Consider the following 24,391-nt stretch of genomic DNA (forward strand, 5'->3'; position numbering starts at 1 on the left):
GTCCAGCGAAAAGCATGTATATTTTTTGCCGTTATGTGTCATTGAGATTTGCATAATCAATCCTATATTTTCTAGCTTAAAATCAAGAAGCTGAGATCGGCATGGTTGTCAAAACGCTGCTGTCAGATGCGCCCATAACGATTTCATCGGCATAAGAAAAGCCGGTGACCTCGCGCACACTCAAGATAACCTCGTTATTTGAGAGGTAACCTCTACGCGGCTCGATATCGGAAAACATCAATGACACTTTTACAGGCATGCGCGTGTTGTTCCCGCTGCCTAATACAGGGAGGCTCAGAGTGCTCTTATCTATGATCACTTTAGCGCCGTATGAGATAAAAGAAGCAGTCCCGAAAAACTGGAAGTCCGGCTGCCCTATCAGCTCTAATACAATACTTCTGCGGTAGTTTCCAAAACCGATAGAGTTTCCGTGAAAGTTAAAACGGGTTCCAATACGTACTATTGGTGTAGTTGTGTCTATGTAATAATTTTCTTCTACAGCATTTCGAGTCCAAGAAGAAATAATCAACTGCTGAGCACGACAAACTGCGTTGTCCTCAAGGGTGTGCAACTGGCTTGATGCGACGAAAATTTCAACCGTTGAGCCTGCAGGGCACAAGCTCATCGCTCTCTTTAGCGTTTGAAGTGGAGCGGCTGAGTCTCCTTTGTTTTCGTCGTTGCCATTTTCACTATCAACAAAGAAGCTAAAAACACGGCTTCCTGCGATACGGTCGATAATATCTACCGCTGTTTGATCAACCTTTGTGTCAATGCCCTTCATCTTTTTAGCGACTTCGCTGGTCAGTTTATTGGCGGCGCTAACCAGCGCGGTGATTTGGCTTTCTAGGCTCATGTGGCCTCCTGTTCATTGGTGGTGCTGTTTTGGATATTGGCGGCGCCTTGGGTGAAGGCGTCGGTTAAGGCGGTAAGGGCTTCGCCGAACTGGTTTTCCAACTCGGTTACCTGCGTTTTGGCAGCCTTCTTGGCCAGCTCTTCGGTGATGGTGGTAGCGAAGTTGGGGTTGTTGCCCAGGGCTTCGGCGAGCTCGGCGAGAGTGTCCAGGGTTTCCGGCGCGCTACCGGCCAGCGCACTGAAACGCTGGTCGATCTGCTCGATGGTGGGCACGTCGGCTTTGTTGGCCTTATTGCGCAGCTTGCCGTCGATCACCCCCAGGGTGTGGGCGACGGCTTGGCGCAGGGCGATGAGGTTTTCATCAAAGCTCATGGGGTGGCGTCCTCCTGGGCGGCGATCATGCCGCCGTGGTAGCTAATGGCGTCGGTGAGCGCGGCCATCATGCTGCCGAGCTGCTGTGTGGCGTGGCGGGCTTCATCCACTTGGGCGAGGATCTCCGGCGAGAGGGTGCCGGGCGGGCCTTGGGTGCCGTGGCTGATGACCTGAAAGCGTTGCGGCGCGGGCAACCGAACCGTGACCGAGCGCGCGGGCATGGTGATAGTTAAGCGGGTGGCGTTAGCCATGGAGCACCCCCGGGGTTAGTTGGAAGTGGCCACGCAGCAGGCTGTATACATCACCGGATGGGAAGGTGATGCGCAGCTCGTAACGGGCGCCCGACCACTCCGGCGATACGGCGCCCGCTGTTTGCTCGGGTCGGATATGCACGTTGATGCCGCCTTCGCTGGGTGCCAGCTCTATGCCGTTATCGGTTTCACAGCTAAGCAGCGGTGTGCCCTGAGTCGTGGCCACCACGAACGTGGCTTCGCAGCCGGTGAGATCCACCGGGGTAGCAGCCGCGTCTTCACTGGCCCACGCCGCGCTAAAGCGGTAGGTGGTACCGGCCACCATGCTGATCGTGGGGGCCTGGGTACTCATGGGCGTTTCTCTAACTCTTGCACGCGGAAGAGAAGATCCACTTGCCGGGCCATATTGCTGACGATAGCCGCCGCGTTGGCGGTGTACTGCTCGCCCCATGCCGCCAGCGAGAGGTTCGCGCCGGTGCTTTCCACAGTGACGGATTCGGCGGGCAGGGCGTCAAGGCGCAGGTCGAACGCCAGCAGCAGCGGTACCGCGTTGGAGATGTAGGCTAGCGGCTGGGAATCAGACCAGACGGCGAGCAGGGTACCGTCTTCCAGAAAGAACCCCACTTCATGCACCCAGAACTCGGGGCCATCGCCATCCACTACGCCGGTGAGGTGAATTTGGTGGGGGCTGACGCGTTGGCCATCGGCGATGCTGACGCGCCTGCGTTCGTTGACCAGCTTGAATTCGTTCTTGTCGGGATTGCGGGCGTTGTTACCGATGGCGATATGCGTAATACGCGCGGCGAGGCCATCGCTCTCGGCATTGAATACGGCGGCGAGGCCCGCCGTGGTAATAACGGGTACAAGAGCTGTCATGTGGTGCTCTCCATGGTGTGATGAGTAACGGCGAATCCGCGACAGGCACCGGCGACTAACAGCGAAGCCGCCGGGAGATTGGCTTGGGCCACAGCATCGGGCAGGTCGGTATCGGGGGCGTTGGCCATAAGCCGACGAGTGACGGCCAGCCCGCGATAGGCACTGATAATGGCGAGCCGCGCCGGTGAGAGCGTGGCGTCCGTTGCTACCTGTGCCTTGCGTCGAGTAAAGGAACAGGCCTCATGCGCTGCTGTAACAGCCATTCCGCCAGCGATCTCCAGCGGTGGTTGAACTGGGTGCGTAGCCGCACGCGAAAACGAAGCGGGCTGCAGGGTGCTCACCGTTACCATGCCCGTCGCCAATTCGAGTGGCGGTTGGGTCGGGCGGGCATCGTTGCGGGCTAAACCGGCGGCACTCTGGGCGCTGGCCACGCCAATGCGGTTGGGGCCGAACTGGGCGGAAAGCGAAAAATCGTAGTGGCTGCGCAGGTTCTTGGCGCTTTGAATTGCGTGGTGAATCTGCTGGTAAAACGTGCCGCTGAGCTGGTCGGCCACCTCGCGGTTGTCGTTAAGGTGCAGCCGCGCGCGGAAGGTGCCGGGGCGGGTCGTGGGCTGCTGCTCAAACCATTCGGTGAGCGTGACCTTGATACCCATGGCGGCCAGGGCTTTTTCCACCGCTAAGCGGGTGCCTTTGATGCGGTGCACGGCAAAGCTTTCGGCGATCACGGCGCGCTTGGTGGCCTCTGGCCAGTCGGCTTCCCAGACATCCACCGAAAATGCCCAGGCCAAGAACGGCAGCAGTTCTGCCGGGCAGGTGGCCGGGTTCCAGAGTGTGCGCAGCGGTACCGGCAGGGCCAGCGGGTGCGAGGCAGCAACGCGGGCTTCCAGTGGGCTACGGTTGGGCGGTAACAGGTGCATCATGGCAGCCGCTCCGTGGCGATATGAATCGCGGTGCAGCGCGGTGCCTGGCTGGGTTGGCTGCGCAGATCCTGCCAGCCGTGGAGGGTGACGTTTTCCACCCCTTGCACGGTGAGCGCGGCGCTAATGCCTGAACGGGTCACCCAGGTGCCGAGCTTGTAGCGGGCATCGGTGTAGGTGTTTAGCTCCCGGCGGGCTTCCTCGATCACCAGTTCCGCATCGGGGCCGGGGCGCAGGGTCAGCGTGGCATTGATGGTGTAGTCGGTGCGCTCGGCGGGCTGCAGGGTGAGCCGATCGGTCAGCGGCCGGAAGGATTCCAGGTAGTCGCGCACGGTATCGAGCAATGCAGGTGTGGCGATGCCATCGTTCTTACGGGATAGCACGGTGAGCACCACATCCACCGGTTCGGGGCTTTCCACGGCCACGTCGCGGACATCGGGATGTGCAGCGGCGGCGTGGAATTGATAGGCGCCGATGGGGCCAGCCACGGATAGTCCTTCGAAAGCGAGCTGAATACGGGCGCGAAAGTCGCGGTCGTGTTCATAGGTGGGCGGTACCGGCGGCACGGCGTTGGGGTCGCCGGGGTCGAGCATTAAGCGGGTGACCTGGAAATTAGCGCCCATCTGGTCGAGATCCCCACCGGCGGCATAGGCAAGCATGACGGCGCGGGCGGCGTCGTTAATGCGTTCGCGCAGTAGCAGTTCGCGATAGGCGTTTTCCTGCAGCAGCTTGGTGAGCGGTTCGCTTTCCAGCGCCAGGGTGGTGGCCAGGGCTTCCCGTTCATCGCTGGGGGTAAGCTCGATCAGGCGCGCTTTGCGCTCACTGAGCAGCGCTTCAAAGTCCAACGGCTCGATCACATCCGGCGGGGTGATCTGGGAGAGATCGATGGGTGTGCTCATGTAAACGGCACCTCAACGTGAAAGCGCTGGCCATCGTGGGTTTGGGCGTCGATCTCCAGCATGGCGCGGCCGTGCTGGCTGGCATCCACTTGCCGGTTAACGCGCAGCACGCGCACGCGGGGCTCCCAGCGGGTAATGGCCATCACGCTGGCAGCGTAGGCTTGTAGCAAGGTGGTGTCGTTTAGCGGCTGGTCGATCAGTTCCGGCAGCAGTGAGCCGTACTCCCTACGCATCACGCGGGTGCCGATGGGCGTGGTGAGGATGTCGCGGATGCTTTGTTGGATATGGGCGAGCCCGCTAACAAGTTGGCCGTTTGATGTGCGCATGCCTGCCATGGTTAGCCTCCAACAAAAACGTTATTGGAGCCGGTGGCCACTAATGAGCCACACGCGACCGGATCACCGACACGTCCCTTGGGGCGGCCGTTCACGAATACCGTTTTGGAGCCCGCTGCTAACACGGATTCATGGGAGCAGTGACGCGCCCAGGCATCGGCCACGCGGTGGCTGGGAATGCTGTTCACAAACACATTGGGCGATCCTGACACCGACGGCCGTGGGGAGCATGAGCCGTGGCCTGTGCAGATGTCGCCGACTCGGGTAGCAGCGGGCATGGTGTTCTCCTATAGCGGCGTGGGGGCCGCCATTTCCTGGCGCACGTTGTCGAGTTGGTCTGACTGTTTGAGCGCGTTGATCATGGCGGCGCGGCTTAGGCCGCCATCGCCTTTCGTGATGGGGCGCGTGAAAATGCCCAGCTGCTCTTGGCTGGCCCGCTGCCGGATGTGCTCAATGGCCTGGGCAATGGCGTGTTGGCTGGTGGCCAGTGAATCGCCGCCTGCTTGCTTACCGGCATAGAGCGCTTCACGAATCAGCGTGAGTTCTTCACGGATCTGCTCGCCGACGGCGATCATTTGCGCGAAGTCGTCGGTGTAGTCGATAGCGTTTTCATCGCTGGTTTTAACGCCCATAGCGCGGCCCCTTCGTTTTTATCAACTCAGTTTTCATAAATGTTGCGGCCTTTGAGGTGCATATCGCCGCTGGCGGTAATGCGGATCTCACCGGTGGCGTTGATGGTGATGTCGCCAGGAATGTCGACCTTCAAATGATGCTCAACGTGGTGGTAGTCGATCACTGCGCCGTCGGGCATCACCGCGTGGAAGTGGTCGCCGTTATCGCTGGGGGCGGGGTGAAGGCTGCGAAATAGGCCCGTTAGCACTACGCCTGCATTGAGATCCCCACCGGGGGAAATAACGATGACCTGTTCATCGACCGTTGGCGGGCACCAGGTGCGTGTGGTGCCAGCGCGGCTTTCGATCCAGCGCAGCCAGCCGGTTTTCATATCGCCAATGTCTACCCGCACGCGGGGCGGTACCGGCGGGTCTGCATCGGGATTGCCGTGATCCACCTCGGCGATGGTGCCGATGCGGATCAGGTTATGTATCAGGCGAAGTAGTTCGGCGGCGTTAGTCATGCCGCTAATGGTGGTGGCGTTACGCGCGGAAGGGTAGCGGTGGGCGTTGTGCGGATGAAGGTTTACAATGTCGGACAAAAAAACAGGGGGCAATTATGAAAAGCACTATTACAGTGCCTTTAAGTTGGACGTGTGTTGAATGGCTACCTAGTCATTCATGGAAACAAGATATTCAACCACGGCTTATTGAAGCCGGAGCAAATGAAAACTATCTAAATCGAAGTGTGTATGTAATTCGCTTAGCAGGAAGATTTGCGATTAGTTACCCAGGTGGAGAGTCTCCGACTATATACGTAGGTGAGGGCAGTGTTGGAGCGCGAATATCTAAGCATAGAAGTTGGGCAAACAAACTAATAGAACTCATTGGTGATAACTGTTTCGAGATATGCGTAGCCACTCCTAGAGTTAAAAACCAGCCAAGAACTTATCTCGATTGTGAAGCAGCAATATTGCAGAAATTTGGTGAGCGCTTTGGTACAGCGCCTTTGTGGAATAAACAATTTGAAAGGAGAAAGTTCACTCACCACCATTACAGCGAAGATAAAATCAATTTTGTCATCGGTATTCGCCGGGGCGCTAGATTCCATTGGGCTTTAAAACCCATGAAATCTTCGTATTTTCATGACAACTACTACAAAACTCATCGATACGATTAATCCTTAGAAAAAAATTCGTCAAGTGATGTGCTTAAGCACTTTGTCCCCTATACGTTCGCGGTCAGTCGCCGTGATACCCACCAACTCCCGGCGTGCGTATTGGTGTTGTGGGCCGCCTTTCTCGACGCGGTCGCGCAGGCCGTAGTGGTGAACGCGGGCGATGCGGTTGATGCGGCCCATAAAGCCCACGGCGGCTTCGTCGACGTTGGTTTTGATCTTGAGGTATTTAGCGGTGCGCAGCTTGGTGAACATCGCTTTGCGGCGGATGGCTCCGCTGCGGCCGCGTAGTTGGGTGCGGGGTTCATAGGGCGTGCCGTCGGGGTTGGTTTGAGCCTTGATGCGGTTGCGGTTGGCAATGCGCAGATCCCGCGCGACTTCCCTTGCCAGCACGCGGCGTTCTTTGGGGCTGAGTTTATTGATTAGCGGCGTTAGCCAGCTTTCCAGCTGTTGAAGGTCGTCACTCATGTGCCGCCACCAGGGCTTTGCCATTCGCTTTTAAGTACGTGTTCGGCATCGCTTGGGCCTTTGACATACAGCTGCCAGCTTTTCGACGGGCAGGCGTCAATGGGGTATTCCGGCATGCGGTGTTCTGAGTCTATGCGGCCGGTTTCACAGTTCACCTTGGCGACGACGCGCTCAGTTAAGCGCACGGTAATGGCTAAATCCCAGCTGGTGTTATTGAGGATCTCGGCTTCGAGCTGGACGGCTTCGTCAGGATCAAGATCCGGCTGGTAACTGTTGAGCCACTGGAGCAATGGCACCATGACGGTATCGAGTGAGCCGCTGTAGTCGGTGATAACGATCTGGGCGTCGACGGTGTATTGGTGGCTCAGGTTCTGCCCCCTGGCGAACTTGATCTTGCCGTCGTTCACGAAGGTGTGGAGCTGCTCGGGGTTTCTGGCCAGTTCCGGTACCGCGTTGAGAATGTGTTGGCGTAGGGCTTGGAGCTTGATCATTCGTTGGCTTCGCTGTGGCAAATAATGATGGCATCCACTTCGGCGGCGCACTGTGCCCAGGCGGCTTCGGTGCGTTCCAGCTGCAGGTGCAGTTCACCGTTGGTGTGCGGGTTACTCGCGGGCAGGCTGCAGGGGCTGGGCGTCGCGCACTGATTGATCGTAATCACGGGCACCGGTGACGGCGGGGCGCTTGCGCAGCCGGATAACAGCGCTAGGCAGGCGAGTGTTGGCCCAATTGCGTAGCGTGGCGTTTTCACGGTGGAGTTCCTCAATGGTGGCCAGGCGGTTGGCGGCGGTATGGCTAAGCGCGGCCTGCTGTTCTGCCAGGGCGCGGCGTTGGGCTTCCAGACGGCGGGCGTTTTCCCAGAGCGCGTCAATAATCACCAGGCCTTCCTGCTCACGCTTTTGGGATGCGGCCAGCTGCTGTTCGGCGAGATCGGCGCGGGCGTCCGCGGCGGTGCTGCGCTGCCAAAGCGCCCAGGTGACCAGCACCACCAGCAGCAAAATGGCCAGGGCGGCTAGCAGGCGGTTCATGGGGTGGCTTCCTCTTGAATGCCTTTCAAGCACAATTCGCGTTCCGTGGCGCGGCGCTTGACCAGGCCGTTTAGCTTTCTACCCCCGGCGTATACCCAGCGGCTTAGCTCTTGGCAGGCGCCGCTTAGATCCCCGGCGTTAAGTTTGCGAAGCAGGGTGGAGCGGGCAAAGGCGCCTTCCCCCACGTTGTAAACAAACGAGGCCAGCGCGGCGCGGGTGGGTGGCGGAAGATCCACCTGGGCGCGTCGATCCACGGCTGCAAAGGCGTGGCCAAGATCCGCCTGCAGAAGCTGAGTGCAGCGTTCCTGGCTAAGCGTTTGCCCCATGCGTGCCGTGGCGGTGTGGCCATAGCAAATGGTGGCCACACCGACCGGGTCGCGGTAGGCGGTGGGTTGGTAGCCTTCGTAGTAGGAGACCACGGCGGTGGCGATGCTGAGCGCGCCCGCCGTTGCGCCAATGGCAAGGCGGCGTTTAAGACTCACGGCGGCGCTCCACTAGGTAGTTTCGGATGCGTTTTAGGTAGCGCGGCAGCAGCAGGCCGATTTGCAGCGCCAGGTAGAGCAGCGTTAACACCGTGACCCAGTCGGCCGGTGTCATGCCGCCCATATGCAGCAGGGAGACAATGGCCGGCGGGGCGACTTTGACGCTCTCGGTGGTGATTTCATACGGTTGGCTCATGAGCTCCTCAGTTCCAAAGCTGGAGTGGCGGTTGGGTGGTGTCGCGTGCTTCCGGTGGTGGCGGCAGCGTGACCGGCGTGCCTTCGTGCAGCACTGGCCCCTGATTCACCAGGTGGGGGTTTAGCTGCAGCGCCTGCTCGGTGATATCGGCGGTTTTGCCGTAGACGCGGTAAAGCAGGGCATCCAGCGTTTCGCCCTGGTGGGCGTGGGCCACGCGCTTCATATCAGCTCGACCGTGGTGTGGCGGCGGCCAACTAATTCAGCGATGGCCCAGCGGGCATCGGCGCGGTAGTCGTCGGCGGCAATGTCCATTGTTTCGCCGCGCTTCTTGCCTTCGCCGGTGGCGGAGGCGTCGCGGTATCGTTCATGCAAATCGGCTTGGGCCTGGGCGTACACGGCGCGCAGGTAGAGCAGCTGGATATCGCCGGGGGATTGCCAAGGCTCAGGTGGGATGGCATCCCAGGCCATGCGCCCCGCCTTTTGGTGGGCGTGCTGGTAGTCCGCTAGCTGGCGGTTAACATCGGCCACGGCGGCGCGCAGGGATTGGCGGATGCGCGGCGGCGTGACGTTGGTAACCCGCTCCTCTTCGCGGAAGTCGTTGGGGTCGATATCCGGCCAGAAGCCGTTGTTGATGATGGTTTCCAGCGTGGGGCTGGGGGGATTGGTGCCGTGAGCTAGCATGTTGGCGACCTTTGTTACCTACTGGGTTAAGAAGGGGGTGGGCGGCGTTTGAGCATGAGCGTTACCGCTTTGCTCTCACGTCGCGCCCCCTGACGTCGGCGGTCGACTCGGTTGGCCGCTAACCCGTAGGCTTTGCGGCAGCGTTCTGTTTAATTTCTCGCTCCAGGCGTTCCAGGTCTTTCTTCACGCCAATGCGGTCGTTAAGTGACAGGGCGCGCTCCAGGTTGGTCTGGGCGGCTTCCAGCTGGGCATTGGCGCGCTGGGCGTAACCCAGGGCTTTGTGAAGCTTGGCGCGAATCTGATCGTGCATATCCGCATCGCCGGTGAGCTGCTCGACTTCCTCCAACTGGGCGAGCAACTCGGTGGTGTTGGTGTTGTCATCGTCCAGCAACTTAAGGGCCTGATCGGCGACTTCCTCGGCGATGATGGCGGCGGTACCGCGCTCGAATTGATCCGGCGGGGTGAGGCCGTGTTTGATGGCGTACTTGGCGATCGCAATGGCACCGGCGAGGTCGCCGGCATCGATTCGCCAGAGCATGACGCGCATCAGTACGTCGTCCTGGGCGCCTTGCCCGGCTTCCAGCACGCCGGTGATGTAGTCAGCGTACTTGGGCAGGATCTCGCGCTTGATCTCGGCCTTGCGCTCCATAGATTGGGTGGATTTCAGCAGGCGGTAGTCTTCAAACAGCGCGGCTTGCATGAGTTCGAAGGCTTCGCCCTGCATGGGTGCTTCCCCCGCGTCAGCGGCTGCCTGAGCAGCGCTGACGCGTTCAAAGTGGCGGCGGGCTGGGCTGGTCATGACTTCTCCTTGATACCGTTTCGAGCGGCTTCAGAGAGTTCGATGTTTTCCACCAGGCAGCCCGCACCAAACTCTTCCACCACATAGGCGTCGTTGGAAGATTCGTAGTTCTCTACGCGGTTGCGCTTGGGGTTTTCGGTGACGAAGCGGCGGCGAGCACCGTTCTGCCAGTAGACCGAGAGGTTATCCAGGGTGGTGACCATGAGCGCGTTATCGGGGAAGAAGGGCACATCCATGCCTTGCAGCCCGCCGATTCGCTTCTGGCTGATGACCAGGTCGGCAGCGAGTTGCTCGCTGGGCGGTAGCTGGTTGAGTAACGGGAAGTATTTATCGGCCATGAGATTGCGGCCGAGGATGACCACCAGGCCAGGCAGGCGGCGGAACCAGGGAGCGATTAGGCTACTGATGACGTCGTACACCAGTGCGTCCAGCGTGGCGTAATCCCCTTTGAGTACCGTTTCGTCAGCAGCATTTTTCTCGGTCGTCGGGTCGATGAGAACTTTGCCGTTGGTTTTGCCGTCTTTCATTACGCGCTGAGAAGAGTGGGTACGGTACTGCTGCAGCCAGCCGATGTTGACGTCTTGCAGGTAAGGGTTGGCGATCGGGTCGGTTTGGGTAGCGGCGGAGGTGCCGTTGAAGCCGATCATCATGCGATCCAGCGCCTGTTGGCGAACGATGACATCGCGCACCATGGCTTGGAAGTTGGGGAACTTGGCCCAGGCATCCAGCTTGGCGTAACCCAGGTGGGTGTCGAATTCGGTCATTCGGCACTCGTAGCCCTGGGCATCCAGCGTGGTGAGGTCGCGGGTTTTGCGATCCTGGTTATTGACGTTGGTGCGGGCGGCGATGGGGCCGGTAACACCCAGGGCGAGTTTTTCGCCTTTCAGTTCATCGACGCCAACGATGTTGATGCGCGAGAGGAAGTCGCTGGACTCCTGGATACGCTTCTCCAGCCGCTGCTGGATGGTGGGGTCGACGGCGAATTTCTGAGTGGCGTCCGGGACGCCGTTAAGCTTCGCTACCTGGGCGGCGAAGTTGTTGAAGTGCGTGCGGGTATCGTTGCGCATGGGCGTGGGCGTCTCTTAGCAGTCGGTTTCGATGGTGCCGTCGTTGCCGGTGGCAGGCGTGCGCGACGGGCGGTTGGGGGTGTTGTCGAGCTGGGTATAGAGCGCGTCGAACTCTTTTTTCAGCGTGTCGTGGGCGCTTTTGAGCTCATTGAAGGCGGCCTGGGTGGGACGCTTTTTAAGCGCTTCACTGAGTGCCTGGTGTTTTTCCACGAACAGGCCGAGGGTCTCTTCCAGATCGGCGCGGAAGGCAGCGAAGCCAGCTTCTGTTTTGGCATCCTGCTTTTTGAACAGCGCTTTGACGCGCTCGGCCAGTGACGGGCCTTTCTCTTCCTGTTCCTCTTCTTCGCTGAATGAGAGCTCGGTTTCGATAGCTTCAGAGAAGAGGTTTTCCGGACGCTGCTTGCGGGCGGCCAATGGGGAGTCCTTACCTTGATCCGCGCTGAACTTGAGCATGGACGTACCCAGCGAGGCGGGGTGGTCGGTGACCGCCAAGCCGACTAGATAGGCTTCGCCGCTGTCGGCAAAGTCGAGATCGATCTCCATGGAGGTGTAGATCTTCTGACGTTTCTCGACCATGGCCTTGAGTTCATCGGTCGGGTCGATCTCGGCGTATAGGCCGAGCTTGCCGTCGTCGTCCGCTTCGGTTTTGAGCGCGGTCACGTCGCCGTAGGCTTTGAAGGGGCCTTCCGGCAGCAGGCCTTTGATGTGTTCCATATTGACCCGGCAGCCGTATTTGGCGGGGTCGAAATTGGCGGCCATTTGGGTGAGCCATTCGGCGCTGATGGTGCGGCCATCGGTGGTTGCGCCTTCTTTTGCAATGCGGTGCCAGGGCATGGGCGGGCCTCTGTTGGTGTGTTGGGCGTTATCTGCCGTCAGGTTCCGCGTGTCGCGCGTTTGACTCAACGCTTGCGCGTTGTGCCAGTGAGGCAAGACAAAGTAGGGGAGACGTCGGGTTGTCATGCGGCAGGTACGCTGGCGTCATGACACCGCTAGCCCATATCGACGAAGATCATCACCGCCTCTCTGCTCGCCATCTCTATTGGATGGGGTGGCGGATTGCGCGCATTGCCGAGTTCCTGGATATCCCCAGGGCGACCATCGATTCGTGGAAGAAACGCGATGGCTGGGAAGAGGCAACGCCGACTCAGCGGGTAGAGGGGGCGCTGGAAGCGCGCCTGGTGCAGTTGATTTGGAAGGAACAAAAAGAGGGCAAGGATTTTAAGGAGATCGACCTGCTGGGCCGCCAGATCGAGCGGTTAGCTAGGGTGCATAAGTACCAGGGCAGCGGGAAGGAGAGCGACCTTAACCCCAATATCGAGCGCCGTAACGAGGGGCCGAAGAAGAAGCCCGCCCGTAACGATGTGGGTGATGAGGGTGTGATTCAGATTGTCGAGGCGTTCGAGGCCTCACTGCTCGACTATCAACGCGATTGGTACCGGGCGAAAGAAACCGAAGCCATCCGCAATATTCTGAAAAGTCGCCAGATCGGGGCGACCTGGTACTTCGCTCGAGAAGCGATCGCTGACGCCCTGGAGACGGGGCGCAACAAGATATTCATGTCAGCGAGCAAAGCGCAGGCGCATATCTTCAGAAATTACATCGTGCGCTTTGTTTTCGAAACGACCGGCGTTGAGCTGAAGGGCGATCCCATCATTCTCGCCAACGGCGCCGAGCTGCACTTTTTGGGTACCAACGCCAAAACAGCGCAGGGCTACCACGGCGACACCTACCTGGACGAATACTTCTGGATTCACGGCTTCGAACAATTCCAGCAGGTGACTTCGGGGATGGCGATGCAGAAGCAGTGGAGAGAGACCTATTTCTCCACGCCCTCTTCGGTCACCCATGAAGCATACCCGTTCTGGACGGGCAGCCACTTCAACGTGGGTCGTCCCAAAGCTGACCATATCAAAATTGACGTGTCCCACGGTGCCTTGTCCGGTGGTCGACGCTGTGAAGATGATCATTGGCGGCAAATCGTGACCGTCGAAGATGCCGTGGCGCGTGGTGGTGACATCCTTCTCGATATTGACAAGCTGCGTCGCAAATATAGCCCCGACGCCTTCAAGAACCTGCTGATGTGCGAGTTTGTGGATGACACGCAAAGTGCCTTCCCGCTAGCGATGATGCAGCGCTGCATGGTGGATAGCTGGGATGCCTGGCGGGATCTGAAACCCTTCGCGCCGCGACCCTATGGCGAGCATCCGGTATGGATCGGTTACGACCCGGCCGGTGATGGTGAAGATGGCGATGGGGCTGGCCTGGTAGTGGTGGCACCGCCGAAAACTAGCGATAGCAAACACCGCATTTTGGAACGCCACCGTTTGAAGGGCCGCGACTATGAGGCCCAGGCGGAGTTTATCCGCAGCGTGACCCACCGCTATAACGTGACCTTTATCGGCATCGATACCTCGGGCCTCGGTGAAGCTGTGGCCCAGCTAGTGGCGAAGTTCTTCCCCACCGTGACCCGCTACCGCTATACCCCAGAAATGAAGTCGCGCTTGGTCATGCAGGCGCAGCAAATCATCAATAAGGGGCGTCTTGAATTCGATGCAGGCTGGGTGGATCTCGCACAGTCGTTTATGGCGATCCGCCGGGAGATGACGGCCTCCGGACGCCATATGACCTATACCGCTGGGCGCAATAACCAGACCGGCCACGCTGACCTGGCGTGGGCGACCATGCACGCCTTACACAATGAGCCACTTGATGGCCCGGTCGATCACGGCACGGGCCGTTCCCTAATGGAGATGTACGGATGAGCGAAGCGGCAGCAAAGCCGCGGGTACGCGTGCCCGCCTACGATGTGAATGAAGCGGGCTCGACAGCCGCGCCTGCCAAGGCGGAGGCGTTTAGCTTTGGCGAGCCGACGCCGGTGATCGATGGCTATGATTTTTTCTACACCGGTTGCTGGATGTTGGGCAATGAGTGGTACGAGCCGCCGGTGGATTTTCCGGCGCTGGCCCAGACCTACCGCTCCACGGCGCACCATGGCTCCGCCATTCAGGTGAAACGCAATATCCTGGTGCGTTCGTTTATTCCCCATCCTCTGCTCAGCCGCCAGGCGTTTAGCGCGCTGGCCACCGATTACTTTGTGTTTGGTAACTGTTACTTGGAGCGGATCTATGGACGCTTGGCCAGGCTGCTGGCATTGAAGCCAGCGCGGGCTAAGTACGTTCGCCGCGGCGCGGATCTCGACCGCTACTTCTGGGTGCCTAACTGGTCGGAGCGCAGCGAATTTGACGAGGGCAGCATCATCCACCTGCTGGAACCAGATATAAACCAGGAGGTGTATGGCGTGCCGGATTACCTGGGCGCGCTGCAGTCGATCTACCTCAACGAGAACGCCACGCTGTTTCGGCGTAAGTATTACCTGAATGGCTCCCACGCGGGATTTGTGATGTACGTCTCAGATCCAGCCCACGATATGACCGACATCGATGCTATGCGTACAGCACTGAAGGAGTCGAAGGGCGTGGGCAACTTCCGCAACCTGTTCCTTTACAGCCCCAACGGCAAAAAAGACGGCATCCAGATCATCCCGATCAGCGAGGTGGCCGCCAAGGATGACTTCGAAGCGATCAAGAACATCACCCGCGATGACCAGTTAGCAGGCCACCGCATCCCCCCGCAATTGATGGGCATCATCCCCAACAACACCGGAGGGTTTGGCGACGTGGAGAAGGCTGCCAAGGTGTTTGTTACAAATGAGCTAGAGCCGGTGCAGGCTGTGTTCAGTGAGATCAACGATGTGTTGGGGGAAGAGGTGATTCGGTTTAGGGAGTATTCGCTAGACCCATAAATAAAAAAGCGCCTGGCATGACCAGGCGCACATCGCTCGTTTCATCCATGAAAACAGTGGGAGCGTCCCGGCCCCGCAAGCGATACCGACTACTGTATATCAATACTGTATATATGAACAGGTATCATGGATGATGAATCGACCGATATTGCCCTGGATGGGCGGCAAGCGACGCTTGGCCAAACAAATCTTACCGCTATTCAAACCGCACACTGCCTACGTGGAGCCTTTCTGCGGCGGCGCAGCGCTCTTCTTTATGAAAGCACCTAGCAAGGTGGAAGTGATCAACGACGCCCATGGAGAGTTGGTTAACCTCTATCGCGTTGTTAAACACCACCCGGATGAGTTGGTGAAGCAGTTCCGCTGGGGGCTGATTAGCCGGGAAGAGTACCTCACTCAGAAAGAGATCGACCCACGCCACCTAACGGATATCCAGCGGGCGGCGCGGTTCTTCTACCTGCAAAAGCTTGCCTTCGGCGGCAAGGTCAGCGGCCAGACGTTTGGCACCTCTGCGGTTTCACCACCCCGTATGAACCTGCTGCGCATAGAGGAAGATCTCAGCGCCGCACACCTGCGCCTGGCTCGTACGTTGGTGGAGCATCTGGACTGGGCGGAGTGCATCAAACGCTACGATCGGGAAGGGACACTCTTCTATCTCGACCCACCTTACTGGGGAACAGCCGGCTACGGCTGTGACTTTCCGCTCAAGGAGTACTACCGGATGGGCGAGCTAGCCAGAACAGGGCAGGGGCAGTTCATCATTAGCGTCAACGACACGCCAGAGATGCGTGATGCCTTCAAAGGGCTAACCATCCAGACAACCGAAATTCGATACACGGTAGGACAGCAGGCAACCGAGCCACGCGGCGAGTTGATCATCGGCAATCGCTAGTCTTATAGACTAAACCAACAAGCCGCCCCAATGAGGGCGGCTATCTCTTATCCTTTGGTTTTGTGAGGGTCTGAGCTACGTGGGTAGGTTCGCTCCTCCTGAAATTTTCCATCTTCTTTATGGATTTTAACGGAGCCTTCTCTGCCATCCATATAGCCCTTCATATGCTCCATAGCATCAGCTTTGGTGCCTGACCTTTTGATGGCACGCTCGCTGCCTTCCTTCTGTAACTTCCAGTCGTCGCCATCTTTTGTGAGGTGATAGTTATCCACGAATCCCCCTTCTTGTTGAGTCTTACACTTAACACCCTAGACCATAAAAACCAGCCGTGCTCACCCGCGGCGCGCCGTCGACTCCCCGCCCCGCCTGCGCGCTAAACCTGTGTGTTTTTATGCACCCATGCACTAGCTACCAAGCCGCGCAGGTACTGGGCTTTATGACCCTTTTACAGGGGGGCTTTCTCATGCGGAATCTTGCGAATTTAATGGAGTACACCCGGACAAGGAGGCCGCGGGGGTAATCTCTCAGAAAGCATGGGGGTCTCGGAAAAAGGTAATCTAGGTAATTTGGCCGTTTTTCGTCTATAAGCACCTGTTTTTACTTATTTTTAAGATTACCTCTAAAAGGTAATAAAAGGTGACCTAAAAGGTAATCTTAAAGTAAGTACCTGAAAATATTAGGATTTATAAAAACAAGAATTTACCTATTTAAAAGGTAATGTGGTTACCTATTGATCACCTTTTTATTACCTTTTGAACGACTGTTTTAATTATATATATTTCAGTAGCTTATGGTGCTTTTTCGAGATTGGTTACCTTTATTACCTTTTTCCGAGACCCCCAAACATTCTGACGTACCCCTACGCATGATGCGCACGCACGCGCGTCAATAGCGTATCTGTACGCAAAAGGGAAACAGAACAAAAGCGCTATTTAGTTGGCACAAATTTGGTACTTGTTCTTAACGAGAGGCTTAACGGCGGGGTTTCGATCTAATCCATCATGGGCGCGACGGAGAAAGTTCTATCCAGCTCCGGGCGGGCAATGCCAGACTTCATGCGGGTTTGCGCGGTTGTGTTATCATTCATAACTGTTCATGTTTACAGTGGTTGAGCGGCGTTTTACATGGTTCGTTGGTACATATTTGGTACTTGAGCCGCTTTTGATTTGGTACATCTGAGAGGCAAGTATGGCAACGATTCGCAAGCGCCGTAAAAAGGACGGCAGTTTCTCATATACTGCCCATTTTAGCATTCCGAGAAAGGACCTTACGCTAAAGCCTGGGTTTAAGCAGTAAACACCGCATACACCATCTGCAGTGCCAGCCCCATCAGCATAAACGCGAATACTCGTTTGAGAAGTTTGACGGGCAGCCTATGCGCTAATTTTGCTCCGATGGGAGCCGTTAGGATACTGAAGGGCGCCATGAGCAGTAGCGCGGGCAGGTAAACGTAGCCGAGCGCTGCACTGGGCAGTCCTTGGATAGACCATCCGTTGATTATGTAGCCAAGTGCACCAGCAACTGCGATAGGGAGTCCTACGGCTGCTGAGGTGCCTATTGCGCGGGGTAGCTTGACGTTACACCAGGTGAGGAAGGGCACTGTTAGTGAGCCACCGCCAATAGCAACGAGCGCGGAAATGCCACCGATGCCCAACCCCACACCGCTTAGGCCGATAGGGCCGGGTAAGCCGCGGCTCGGTTTGGGCTTGATGTTTGCCAGCATCTGGAGCGACATTAGCACCATAAAGCAGGCGAAAAAGATGGCAAGGCCGCGGGTGGGCAGCAGCGCAGCGATAAAGGTCGCCAAAAAGGTGCCGATTAATATGCCAGGGGTAATAAAGCGCACGATGTCCCAGCGAACGGCTCCGTGCCGATGGTGGGAAAGCAGGCTAGCGGTAGAGGCGGGAATGATGGCCGCCATGGCGGTACCTAAAGCCAAGTGGGCAAGGTGCTCGTGGGGCACGCCTTGGAGTACAAAAAGCGACGTCAGAATTGGCACCATAATGCCGCCACCACCAATCCCCAATAAGCCCGCCATCAAGCCCACAAAACCGCCCAGTGCTATATAGGCCAACCACCAAATGATGTCCAAAGCCGCTGCTCCTAAAAGTGTCTTGTTAGCATGATAAGCATATTGTACCTGAAGCGGTGCCTGTCGCGGGGCCAATACAAGTATTCCACTGTGGTGGCGGCTATGCAGTGGTAAGCTGCTAGGAGCCTGTCAGACTGAATGCTGATCTACTGCAAATTCGTGTGCTTTTCGCGACGATCGGTCAAGCCTGACAGGCTCCGGGGCAATATTTTGGAGTGCATATGCGCAATGTATTAAGCAGTGTTGGTGTGTTGATGATCTCCGTTGCGCTACTGGTAGGCTGTGGCGAAACAGACGAGCCGAGTGAGTCGGTATCAACTGCAGAACAAACATCAGCCCCTGAGCCCACAGCTGCTGAGATAGACGTGGCTGCGGCAGAAGAGGTGGCGCCTCTTGTCGTCGAGATAATGGCGCATGTATCGCTGCGCAGTGATCGGCGTTTAATGGTGGAAGGCGAGAGCAACTTGCCCGATGAAACGCTGGTACAGATTATTGTCGAACGCGAGATCAGCGGCGTGCGTTGGCGTGAGCGGACGCGTATAGAGAATGGCGTGTTCGCAGCGGGCCCATTTGGCCCTGGCAGTGGCTTACCCGATGGTGGCTATATAGTGCAGGTTGAGGTTTCCGAAGGCAGTGTGCAGCCGGAAACCGTTCAAGCGCGTATTGGCCACGAGGGCCAGCACCTGGCGGGAGAGCTGGTAAATCAATCCCGCCATGGGCTGGGCCAAGTGGCCACCTACTCACGACGCTTCTTGGTGGGGAGTGAGCCAAGGCAAACGCGTGACCAGGTGGAGGTGCTAGAGAGTCCGGGGAGGTAGACGCTTTAGGCAGGATGCCAATGGGCTAGCAGTACTGCATGAATCGATGTGTCGCTTGGGGCTTTGGCGAAGTGCTCAATGACGAAACGATCGTCGCGTTGCACTACATAGTGGCCCGCTTTGTGAAACACATGGGTTGGCCCGAGTAGCAGAAGGTCACCAGCATTAACGGGTGAAAAATCTGTACCTGGGCCGGGTGTTGCCATTACGCACGGTGCTTTCCAGTCGATGTTCAGCGGGAGGTGACTGGGCACTTTAATGGTCGTTGCCTGTACCTGTTCCCAGGGGAGGGGACCAGTATGGGTCAACGTTAATAGCTCGGGGGCGCTATCACCTTCCAATAGAGTTGCCAGGGAGCAGTCGAGTGCATCAGCGAGCGCCACAAGGCGTTCGTGACCGATCTGTTTGATCGCCCCAGATTCCCAATAAGAAATGGTGACATCTGACACGCCAACTTTGCGTGCGAGAGCAGCTTTGTTGAGCTTGGCCCTAAGCCGCAGTTGCTTGATACGTGAGCCTAGCGATTCCATTTCGTCTTCCTGATGATGAGCTAACAAGCTCGTTGAATGTCTTCCACTATAAATTTCTCTAATATAGATAGTGGAGCTATGAACATACTTTATTGGTCTATCTCAAGCTTGGGGTATGCACCCAAGATGTTGCTGCAGTGCCATACTAAGCGATTGTGCTTTAGCGCGCATTAGTGGACAAATAACGTTGAGTTAATTTCTCTGACGCTTTCTTGCGCTAGTCGTTCCCTGCGCGACGCTGTTGGTTGCGCCTAAGGTGCGTATAATATCGCCATGCATTTTTGCCAATAGGACGTTTTCATGACCGTACGTACTCGCATTGCACCTTCTCCCACAGGAGACCCCCACGTTGGCACGGCCTACATCGCGCTTTTTAACCTATGTTTTGCGCGTCAGCACGGTGGCCAATTCATTCTTCGTATTGAAGACACTGATCGGGTGCGCTCTACTCCTGAGTCGGAGCAGATGATTCTCGATTCACTGCGCTGGCTGGGTCTTGAGTGGGATGAAGGCCCGGATGTTGGCGGCCCCCACGGCCCTTATCGGCAAAGCGAGCGTGGCGATATATATGCTCAATACGCCCAGCAGTTGTTGGATGCCGGGCATGCATTTAAGTGTTACCGCACCAGTGAAGAGCTTGATGAACTGCGTGAAACCCGCAAGGCTGCGGGCTTGCACCTGGCATTGAAGCCTGCTGACTTAGCATTGGAGAGCCAGGAGCAAGCACGCCGTGAACAGGAAGGCTGGCCTTATGTAGTGCGCATGAATGTGCCTGCCGAAGGCGTTTGTGTGGTCAACGATATGCTGCGCGGTACGATTGAAGTGGAGTGGGCGCAGGTGGACGCGCAAATTCTGCTTAAATCAGACGGCATGCCCACTTATCACCTCGCCAATGTGGTCGACGATCATCTAATGGCGATCACCCATGTGCTGCGTGGGGAAGAGTGGATTAACTCCGCACCAAAGCACCAACTGCTGTATGAGTATTTTGGTTGGCAAATGCCGCAACTTTGTCACATGCCGTTGCTGCGCAACCCCGATAAATCCAAACTCTCTAAGCGCAAAAACCCGACCTCCATCAATTATTATCGTCGGATGGGCTTTTTACCCCAGGCCGTTACCAACTACTTGGGGCGGATGGGGTGGTCGATGCCTGATGAGCGCGAGAAATTCAGTCTACAAGAGATGATGGCGGAGTTTGACGTTCAGCGTGTCTCGTTAGGTGGCCCTGTATTTGATCTGGAGAAACTGACCTGGTTAAACGGTGTGTATATCCGTGAAGACCTGGATGATGATGCACTGTTGAGCGCACTGCGTGACTGGGCTTTCAATGAAGCTTACGTTAAGCAGATACTGCCGCAGGTGCGACCACGGGTAGAGACGCTCTCCCAGGTAATGCCGTTGGCAGGGCACTTCTTCTCTGGTCTTCCGGCGCTAACAAAAGCGTCGTTTGATAGCGTGAAGCTCGAGGAAGAGGAGCTGGTCAAACTGCTTCAGTTCCTTGTTTGGCGATTCGAGGGCGTTTCGGCTTGGCATAAAGAGGCGCTGTTGAACGAGGTGAAAACGCTGGCTGAGCACTTTGACTTGAAAATGAAAGCCTTTCTGGCGCCGGTGTTTATTGCCATTACCGGCAGCGCGTCCAGCACCTCAGTGATGGACGCCATGGCGATTCTGGGTTCAGACGTTACCCGGGCACGCCTGCGTAGTGCGATAGAGGTATTGGGCGGCGTCTCGAAAAAGCAGGCCAAGCGCTTTGAAAAAGAATTTCGTGAGATCGCTTCGTGAAATAGTTTAGTAAAATCAGCTAACCGCGCATGAGATAGCGCTAGCGCCAATTTCTCATCCTTAGGAAATTGGCGTTTTTTCTGTTGACGAAGGCCAGCGGAATCAGTATTATACGCTCCGTCTTCGCGACATGTGGGGCCTTAGCTCAGCTGGGAGAGCGCAACACTGGCAGTGTTGAGGTCAGCGGTTCGATCCCGCTAGGCTCCACCAATTAGTAATACTTGTTATCAGTACCTTTCGCGAAGCAGCTCGATATACGTCCCATTCGTCTAGTGGTCTAGGACACCGCCCTTTCACGGCGGTAACAGGGGTTCGAACCCCCTATGGGACGCCACTAATTCAGCATCCCTCCCTAATCGTTTATTTCTCTGGCAATGAGTCTTCTCATTTGCTGGCTTTTTGTATTCCCGCTGTTCACAAAAGAGCTACAAATCGACAATTTTTGGACGATTTTGTGCTTGACTTGTCCACTTTTGCGATTCTGGCTTAAAGGTTGTGCACAACCCCTTGTTGTTGACGCAAAAAATCTTTAACAGAACTTAAGTCTTTAAAAAACAATGACTTACAGGAGGTTAAAAAATAACCAATTTAAGGCTGGCCCACTGCCCATGGCGATTTCGGGACGTTTTGAAGTGGTTGTGAACAGGGTTATCCACAGATAGTGTGGAAAACCTTGAGCAGGATCCAGAAGCAAAAAAGTCAAGCGATAATGGAGTCGAATTAGGCGTTTTTGACGTCCTTCAATGTTGCATCCGGCTATCGCAGCGTCCTAGGCTCAGAAGGGGCAAGGGGTGGTCTCTAAGGGGAGAGCTTGCTCAAGGCATCTGGTAGGTTAGTGAATGGTCGCGAGCGCATGTGGTGGTGCGTTGGTGGTCTATGAACCAGAGCGTTAATCAGCCCATACGCAAAAGGCCACCCGAAGGTGGCCTTTGATCGTACTGTCAAGCGGGGATGGTTTATTTTTTCGGATAGTCACGCTGGTCGTGGCCAATATAGAGCTGGCGCGGACGACCGATTTTGTAGCTTTCGCTGAGCATTTCGTGCCAATGCGAGATCCAGCCAATAGTGCGCGATACCGCGAAGATCACGGTGAACATATTGGTGGGGATACCCATGGCTTTCAAAATGATGCCTGAGTAGAAATCAACGTTCGGGTACAGCTTCCGCTCGATGAAGTACTCGTCTTCTAGGGCAATTTGCTCAAGACGCTTGGCGATTTTAAGCTGAGGGTCGTCGGCCATGCCGAGCTCTGCAAGTACTTCGTCGCAGGTCTCTTTCATTACCTTGGCGCGCGGGTCAAAGTTGCGATACACGCGGTGACCAAAGCCCATTAGCTTGAACGGGTCGTCCTTATCCTTGGCTTTATCAACAAAGCGCTGGATGTTCTCTTCGGAGTCTTCACCGATTTCGTCGAGCATAGCCAGCACGGCTTCGTTGGCGCCGCCGTGAGCGGGGCCCCAAAGTGCCGCGATACCTGCGCTAATACAAGCGAATGGGTTGGCCCCCGTGGAGCCTGCCAAGCGTACAGTCGAGGTAGAGGCGTTCTGCTCGTGATCCGCATGCAGCATGAAGATGCGATCCATGGCTTTCGCGTATACCGGGTTGATTTTGTACTCTTCGCAAGGGTTGCTGAACATCATGTAGAGGAAGTTCTCTGCATAGGTCAGATCGTTGCGCGGGTAGTTAAAGGGCTGACCCACATTATACTTATGGGACATTGCCGCCAGGGTAGGCATCTTGGCGATCAGGCGGATCGCGCTGATCACGCGATCTTCCTCTTGAGTGATGTCCATGTGGTCGTGGTAGAAGGCCGCTAAGCCGCCCACTACACCGCACAAAATAGACATCGGGTGGGCATCGCGGCGGAACCCTTTAAAGAAGTTGTTGATCTGATCGTGAACCATGGTGTGGTTGCGAATGCGCGATTCAAAATCCGCGTACTGCTCGTCGTTGGGTAACTCACCAAACAGCAGGGTGTAGCACACTTCTACGAAATTGGACTCTTTGGCCAGTTGATCAATCGGGTAGCCGCGGTGTAGCAGCACGCCCTTGCCGCCATCAATATAAGTGATGGCAGACTGGCAGGAAGAAGTGGCCATAAAGCCGGGGTCGTAGGTGAACAGGCCTTCAGCGCCTAAACCGCGTACGTCGATGACGTCGGGGCCAAGTGTGCCGGAATACATGGGTAGCTCGATCGGTTTATCCAGACCGTCTACCGTCAATGTCGCTTTCCTGTCAGCCATGCTGGCCTCCTTTCGAATTCGGGTTGGGACGTAAAGTCATTGCTGCGCATACCGCGCCGGCGAAAAGGCTTGCCCACTATAGAAGTGTGCGACATTTTGTCAATTAGCCTAAGCGCTAGCTGCAGGTTGTACAAATATTGTTGCTTTGAATAGTTTTTGTATACGATGAAAAAGCCTACATTATGGCGAAGCGTCAGAAGATTGACGATAGGCTAACATGATATGTTAACAGGCTTATCAAATTGCTAATCTACTGTCACTATAACCATGCTGCAGCGCAAAATCGACTCAGGATGCGGACAATTTTCTTGCACCATAGTCGAGTTAGGGCTGAGTTCGGTTTGTAAGAGAGGGCGAAGGTTCTTATAATCCACGGCGCGCGACCGGCAGGTAGGTGGTCGTGCCCGACTTGGCAACGGCCGAGCCCCTTCCAGCAACCACCGCCCGCTCGGGCCATGCCCGACCTGTCGCAGAGCGGGCCAAGAGAGTGTGTACAAAGCCGTGAATAGCAAACGACCCGTAAACCTAGACCTTACTACGATACATTTCCCACTGCCGGCGCTGACGTCGATCACACACCGCATCACGGGTGTCATCCTGTTCGTTGGCCTGATTTTCGCTTTTTGGGCGCTGGGCAAGTCCTTGTCATCTCCTGCGGGTTTCGACGCCGTTAGCGATGCACTGGCCAATAATTTTTTGGCTAAGTTGATTGCTTGGGGGTTGTTATCCGCACTGGCATTCCACTTTGTAGCAGGTATCAAGCACTTGCTGATGGATGCCGATATTGGGGTAACCCTTGAGGGTGGCGTTAAAAAAGCGCAGATCACCGTCGTGGTCAGCGCTGTTCTGATTATTCTGGCAGGAGTTTGGGTATGGTAACTAACATTACAAGTTTTGGCCGTAGTGGGCTTTCTGACTGGCTGATGCAGCGCGTTTCTGCTGTTATTTTGGCCCTCTACACGGTCTTTATCGTTGCCTTTCTGCTGTTTAATCCGAACCTCGATTACTACACGTGGAGCGGTCTGTTCAGCCAGACGTGGATGCGGATTTTCTCGCTACTGGCGTTCGTCGCCTTAGCCGCACACGCCTGGATTGGTCTGTGGACCGTCACCACCGACTATCTCAAGTCCACTCGCCTGCGCGTGGGTGTCCAAGCTGTCATCATCTTGGGCATTTTCGTGTACTTGGTGTGGGGCATTCAAATTCTGTGGGGAGCTTGAT

At 56.5% G+C, this 24,391-nt stretch carries 34 protein-coding genes and 2 tRNA genes; 10 read left to right on the forward strand and 26 right to left on the reverse strand.

Going from position 1 to position 24,391, the window contains the following annotated elements; genetic code table 11:
* Positions 1–82 precede the first annotated feature (82 nt).
* The 11 genes from YERSI8AC_RS06735 to YERSI8AC_RS06785 are packed head-to-tail and all read right to left on the reverse strand — an operon-like array spanning position 83 to position 5,715.
* Positions 83–853: a hypothetical protein gene (locus YERSI8AC_RS06735; protein WP_159176389.1), complete on the reverse strand. Its 771-nt coding sequence runs from the start codon at positions 851–853 to the stop codon at positions 83–85.
* Positions 850–1,224 carry a hypothetical protein gene (locus YERSI8AC_RS06740; RefSeq protein ID WP_159176390.1) on the reverse strand — a complete coding sequence of 125 codons (375 nt, stop codon included), beginning with the start codon at positions 1,222–1,224 and terminating at the stop codon, positions 850–852. The genes YERSI8AC_RS06735 and YERSI8AC_RS06740 overlap by 4 nt, the downstream gene beginning before the upstream one ends.
* Entirely contained in the window at positions 1,221–1,475 is a 255-nt protein-coding gene (locus YERSI8AC_RS06745; RefSeq protein ID WP_159176391.1) for a hypothetical protein, read from the reverse strand. The genes YERSI8AC_RS06740 and YERSI8AC_RS06745 overlap by 4 nt, the downstream gene beginning before the upstream one ends.
* Positions 1,468–1,827, reverse strand: a complete 360-nt coding sequence (locus YERSI8AC_RS06750; RefSeq protein ID WP_159176392.1) for a hypothetical protein — start codon at positions 1,825–1,827, stop codon at positions 1,468–1,470. Before YERSI8AC_RS06750 ends, YERSI8AC_RS06745 begins: the two co-directional genes overlap by 8 nt.
* The gene (locus YERSI8AC_RS06755) at positions 1,824–2,351 is read right to left on the reverse strand and encodes a phage tail-collar fiber domain-containing protein (RefSeq protein WP_159176393.1); all 528 of its coding nucleotides are present in this window, start codon (positions 2,349–2,351) and stop codon (positions 1,824–1,826) included. The genes YERSI8AC_RS06750 and YERSI8AC_RS06755 overlap by 4 nt, the downstream gene beginning before the upstream one ends.
* Positions 2,348–3,271, reverse strand: a complete 924-nt coding sequence (locus tag YERSI8AC_RS06760; protein WP_159176394.1) for a phage tail protein I — start codon at positions 3,269–3,271, stop codon at positions 2,348–2,350. Before YERSI8AC_RS06760 ends, YERSI8AC_RS06755 begins: the two co-directional genes overlap by 4 nt.
* The gene (locus YERSI8AC_RS06765; RefSeq protein WP_159176395.1) at positions 3,268–4,167 is read right to left on the reverse strand and encodes a baseplate assembly protein; all 900 of its coding nucleotides are present in this window, start codon (positions 4,165–4,167) and stop codon (positions 3,268–3,270) included. The genes YERSI8AC_RS06760 and YERSI8AC_RS06765 overlap by 4 nt, the downstream gene beginning before the upstream one ends.
* Positions 4,164–4,502, reverse strand: a complete 339-nt coding sequence (locus YERSI8AC_RS06770) for a GPW/gp25 family protein (RefSeq protein ID WP_159176396.1) — start codon at positions 4,500–4,502, stop codon at positions 4,164–4,166. The genes YERSI8AC_RS06765 and YERSI8AC_RS06770 overlap by 4 nt, the downstream gene beginning before the upstream one ends.
* 2 nt (positions 4,503–4,504) lie before the next feature.
* Positions 4,505–4,780 carry a PAAR domain-containing protein gene (locus tag YERSI8AC_RS06775; protein ID WP_159176397.1) on the reverse strand — a complete coding sequence of 92 codons (276 nt, stop codon included), beginning with the start codon at positions 4,778–4,780 and terminating at the stop codon, positions 4,505–4,507.
* Positions 4,781–4,789: 9 nt separating this feature from the next.
* Positions 4,790–5,134 carry a hypothetical protein gene (locus tag YERSI8AC_RS06780; RefSeq protein WP_159176398.1) on the reverse strand — a complete coding sequence of 115 codons (345 nt, stop codon included), beginning with the start codon at positions 5,132–5,134 and terminating at the stop codon, positions 4,790–4,792.
* A gap of 26 nt (positions 5,135–5,160) precedes the next feature.
* Entirely contained in the window at positions 5,161–5,715 is a 555-nt protein-coding gene (locus YERSI8AC_RS06785) for a phage baseplate assembly protein V (RefSeq protein ID WP_201304201.1), read from the reverse strand.
* Between the two features lie 17 nt (positions 5,716–5,732).
* Between YERSI8AC_RS06785 and YERSI8AC_RS06790 the strand changes: the two genes are divergently transcribed.
* A complete protein-coding gene (locus tag YERSI8AC_RS06790) occupies positions 5,733–6,293 on the forward strand; it encodes a hypothetical protein (protein WP_159176399.1) in 561 nt (186 codons plus the stop codon).
* A gap of 18 nt (positions 6,294–6,311) precedes the next feature.
* Here YERSI8AC_RS06790 and YERSI8AC_RS06795 read toward each other — a convergent pair whose 3' ends face one another.
* The 11 genes from YERSI8AC_RS06795 to YERSI8AC_RS06845 form a co-directional block, all read right to left on the reverse strand.
* Complete coding sequence (locus YERSI8AC_RS06795; protein ID WP_159176400.1) at positions 6,312–6,758, reverse strand: phage virion morphogenesis protein; 447 nt, start codon at positions 6,756–6,758, stop codon at positions 6,312–6,314.
* Positions 6,755–7,249, reverse strand: coding sequence for a phage tail protein (locus tag YERSI8AC_RS06800; protein ID WP_159176401.1), 495 nt, complete (start codon positions 7,247–7,249; stop codon positions 6,755–6,757). Before YERSI8AC_RS06800 ends, YERSI8AC_RS06795 begins: the two co-directional genes overlap by 4 nt.
* A complete protein-coding gene (lysC, locus tag YERSI8AC_RS06805) occupies positions 7,246–7,458 on the reverse strand; it encodes an Rz1-like lysis system protein LysC (protein WP_422822536.1) in 213 nt (70 codons plus the stop codon). Before lysC ends, YERSI8AC_RS06800 begins: the two co-directional genes overlap by 4 nt.
* On the reverse strand, positions 7,361–7,783 hold the full coding sequence (gene lysB, locus YERSI8AC_RS06810; RefSeq protein WP_159176402.1) for an Rz-like lysis system protein LysB: 423 nt from the start codon (positions 7,781–7,783) through the stop codon (positions 7,361–7,363). Before lysB ends, lysC begins: the two co-directional genes overlap by 98 nt.
* Positions 7,780–8,265 (reverse strand): lysozyme, encoded by a 486-nt coding sequence (locus YERSI8AC_RS06815; RefSeq protein WP_159176403.1) that lies wholly within the window; start codon positions 8,263–8,265, stop codon positions 7,780–7,782. The genes lysB and YERSI8AC_RS06815 overlap by 4 nt, the downstream gene beginning before the upstream one ends.
* A complete protein-coding gene (locus YERSI8AC_RS06820; RefSeq protein ID WP_159176404.1) occupies positions 8,255–8,461 on the reverse strand; it encodes a hypothetical protein in 207 nt (68 codons plus the stop codon). Before YERSI8AC_RS06820 ends, YERSI8AC_RS06815 begins: the two co-directional genes overlap by 11 nt.
* A gap of 7 nt (positions 8,462–8,468) precedes the next feature.
* Entirely contained in the window at positions 8,469–8,684 is a 216-nt protein-coding gene (locus tag YERSI8AC_RS06825; protein ID WP_159176405.1) for a tail protein X, read from the reverse strand.
* Positions 8,681–9,142 carry a head completion/stabilization protein gene (locus YERSI8AC_RS06830; RefSeq protein ID WP_159176406.1) on the reverse strand — a complete coding sequence of 154 codons (462 nt, stop codon included), beginning with the start codon at positions 9,140–9,142 and terminating at the stop codon, positions 8,681–8,683. The genes YERSI8AC_RS06825 and YERSI8AC_RS06830 overlap by 4 nt, the downstream gene beginning before the upstream one ends.
* Positions 9,143–9,260: 118 nt before the next feature.
* Positions 9,261–9,941 (reverse strand): phage terminase small subunit, encoded by a 681-nt coding sequence (gene gpM / locus YERSI8AC_RS06835; RefSeq protein ID WP_159176407.1) that lies wholly within the window; start codon positions 9,939–9,941, stop codon positions 9,261–9,263.
* A complete protein-coding gene (locus tag YERSI8AC_RS06840) occupies positions 9,938–11,008 on the reverse strand; it encodes a phage major capsid protein, P2 family (RefSeq protein ID WP_159176408.1) in 1,071 nt (356 codons plus the stop codon). The genes gpM and YERSI8AC_RS06840 overlap by 4 nt, the downstream gene beginning before the upstream one ends.
* 15 nt (positions 11,009–11,023) lie before the next feature.
* The gene (locus YERSI8AC_RS06845; RefSeq protein WP_236557264.1) at positions 11,024–11,968 is read right to left on the reverse strand and encodes a GPO family capsid scaffolding protein; all 945 of its coding nucleotides are present in this window, start codon (positions 11,966–11,968) and stop codon (positions 11,024–11,026) included.
* Between the two features lie 20 nt (positions 11,969–11,988).
* Between YERSI8AC_RS06845 and YERSI8AC_RS06850 the strand changes: the two genes are divergently transcribed.
* The 3 genes from YERSI8AC_RS06850 (at position 11,989) to YERSI8AC_RS06860 (ending at position 15,702) form a co-directional block, all read left to right on the forward strand.
* A complete protein-coding gene (locus tag YERSI8AC_RS06850; protein WP_159176409.1) occupies positions 11,989–13,770 on the forward strand; it encodes a terminase large subunit domain-containing protein in 1,782 nt (593 codons plus the stop codon).
* On the forward strand, positions 13,767–14,810 hold the full coding sequence (locus tag YERSI8AC_RS06855; RefSeq protein WP_159176410.1) for a phage portal protein: 1,044 nt from the start codon (positions 13,767–13,769) through the stop codon (positions 14,808–14,810). Before YERSI8AC_RS06850 ends, YERSI8AC_RS06855 begins: the two co-directional genes overlap by 4 nt.
* A 130-nt stretch (positions 14,811–14,940) precedes the next feature.
* Positions 14,941–15,702 carry a DNA adenine methylase gene (locus tag YERSI8AC_RS06860; protein WP_159176411.1) on the forward strand — a complete coding sequence of 254 codons (762 nt, stop codon included), beginning with the start codon at positions 14,941–14,943 and terminating at the stop codon, positions 15,700–15,702.
* A gap of 47 nt (positions 15,703–15,749) precedes the next feature.
* Here YERSI8AC_RS06860 and YERSI8AC_RS06865 read toward each other — a convergent pair whose 3' ends face one another.
* Positions 15,750–15,974, reverse strand: coding sequence for a DUF2188 domain-containing protein (locus YERSI8AC_RS06865; protein WP_159176412.1), 225 nt, complete (start codon positions 15,972–15,974; stop codon positions 15,750–15,752).
* A 1,013-nt stretch (positions 15,975–16,987) separates the two neighbouring features.
* The gene (locus tag YERSI8AC_RS06870; protein WP_159176413.1) at positions 16,988–17,794 is read right to left on the reverse strand and encodes a sulfite exporter TauE/SafE family protein; all 807 of its coding nucleotides are present in this window, start codon (positions 17,792–17,794) and stop codon (positions 16,988–16,990) included.
* A 221-nt stretch (positions 17,795–18,015) separates the two neighbouring features.
* Here YERSI8AC_RS06870 and YERSI8AC_RS06875 point away from each other — a divergent pair, with 221 nt between their 5' ends.
* Positions 18,016–18,612: a hypothetical protein gene (locus YERSI8AC_RS06875; RefSeq protein ID WP_159176414.1), complete on the forward strand. Its 597-nt coding sequence runs from the start codon at positions 18,016–18,018 to the stop codon at positions 18,610–18,612.
* A gap of 5 nt (positions 18,613–18,617) precedes the next feature.
* On the opposite strand, the gene YERSI8AC_RS06880 is transcribed toward YERSI8AC_RS06875, so the two are convergent.
* Complete coding sequence (locus YERSI8AC_RS06880) at positions 18,618–19,142, reverse strand: helix-turn-helix domain-containing protein (RefSeq protein ID WP_027959719.1); 525 nt, start codon at positions 19,140–19,142, stop codon at positions 18,618–18,620.
* A 300-nt stretch (positions 19,143–19,442) separates the two neighbouring features.
* Here YERSI8AC_RS06880 and gltX point away from each other — a divergent pair, with 300 nt between their 5' ends.
* From gltX to YERSI8AC_RS06895, 3 genes are all read left to right on the forward strand, one after another.
* The gene (gene gltX, locus YERSI8AC_RS06885) at positions 19,443–20,927 is read left to right on the forward strand and encodes a glutamate--tRNA ligase (protein ID WP_009287292.1); all 1,485 of its coding nucleotides are present in this window, start codon (positions 19,443–19,445) and stop codon (positions 20,925–20,927) included.
* 134 nt (positions 20,928–21,061) lie between these two features.
* A tRNA-Ala gene (locus YERSI8AC_RS06890) sits at positions 21,062–21,137 on the forward strand.
* Between the two features lie 48 nt (positions 21,138–21,185).
* Positions 21,186–21,261: transfer RNA gene (locus YERSI8AC_RS06895), tRNA-Glu, on the forward strand.
* 622 nt (positions 21,262–21,883) lie between these two features.
* On the opposite strand, the gene gltA is transcribed toward YERSI8AC_RS06895, so the two are convergent.
* Positions 21,884–23,170 (reverse strand): citrate synthase, encoded by a 1,287-nt coding sequence (gltA, locus tag YERSI8AC_RS06900; RefSeq protein WP_009287293.1) that lies wholly within the window; start codon positions 23,168–23,170, stop codon positions 21,884–21,886.
* A gap of 501 nt (positions 23,171–23,671) precedes the next feature.
* Here gltA and sdhC point away from each other — a divergent pair.
* On the forward strand, positions 23,672–24,049 hold the full coding sequence (sdhC, locus tag YERSI8AC_RS06905; protein ID WP_196518187.1) for a succinate dehydrogenase, cytochrome b556 subunit: 378 nt from the start codon (positions 23,672–23,674) through the stop codon (positions 24,047–24,049).
* On the forward strand, positions 24,043–24,390 hold the full coding sequence (gene sdhD, locus YERSI8AC_RS06910; protein WP_022520469.1) for a succinate dehydrogenase, hydrophobic membrane anchor protein: 348 nt from the start codon (positions 24,043–24,045) through the stop codon (positions 24,388–24,390). Before sdhC ends, sdhD begins: the two co-directional genes overlap by 7 nt.
* Position 24,391: the final 1 nt, after the last annotated feature.

This window comes from Halomonas sp. 113, assembly GCF_904067645.1.
GTDB lineage: Bacteria > Pseudomonadota > Gammaproteobacteria > Pseudomonadales > Halomonadaceae > Vreelandella > Vreelandella titanicae.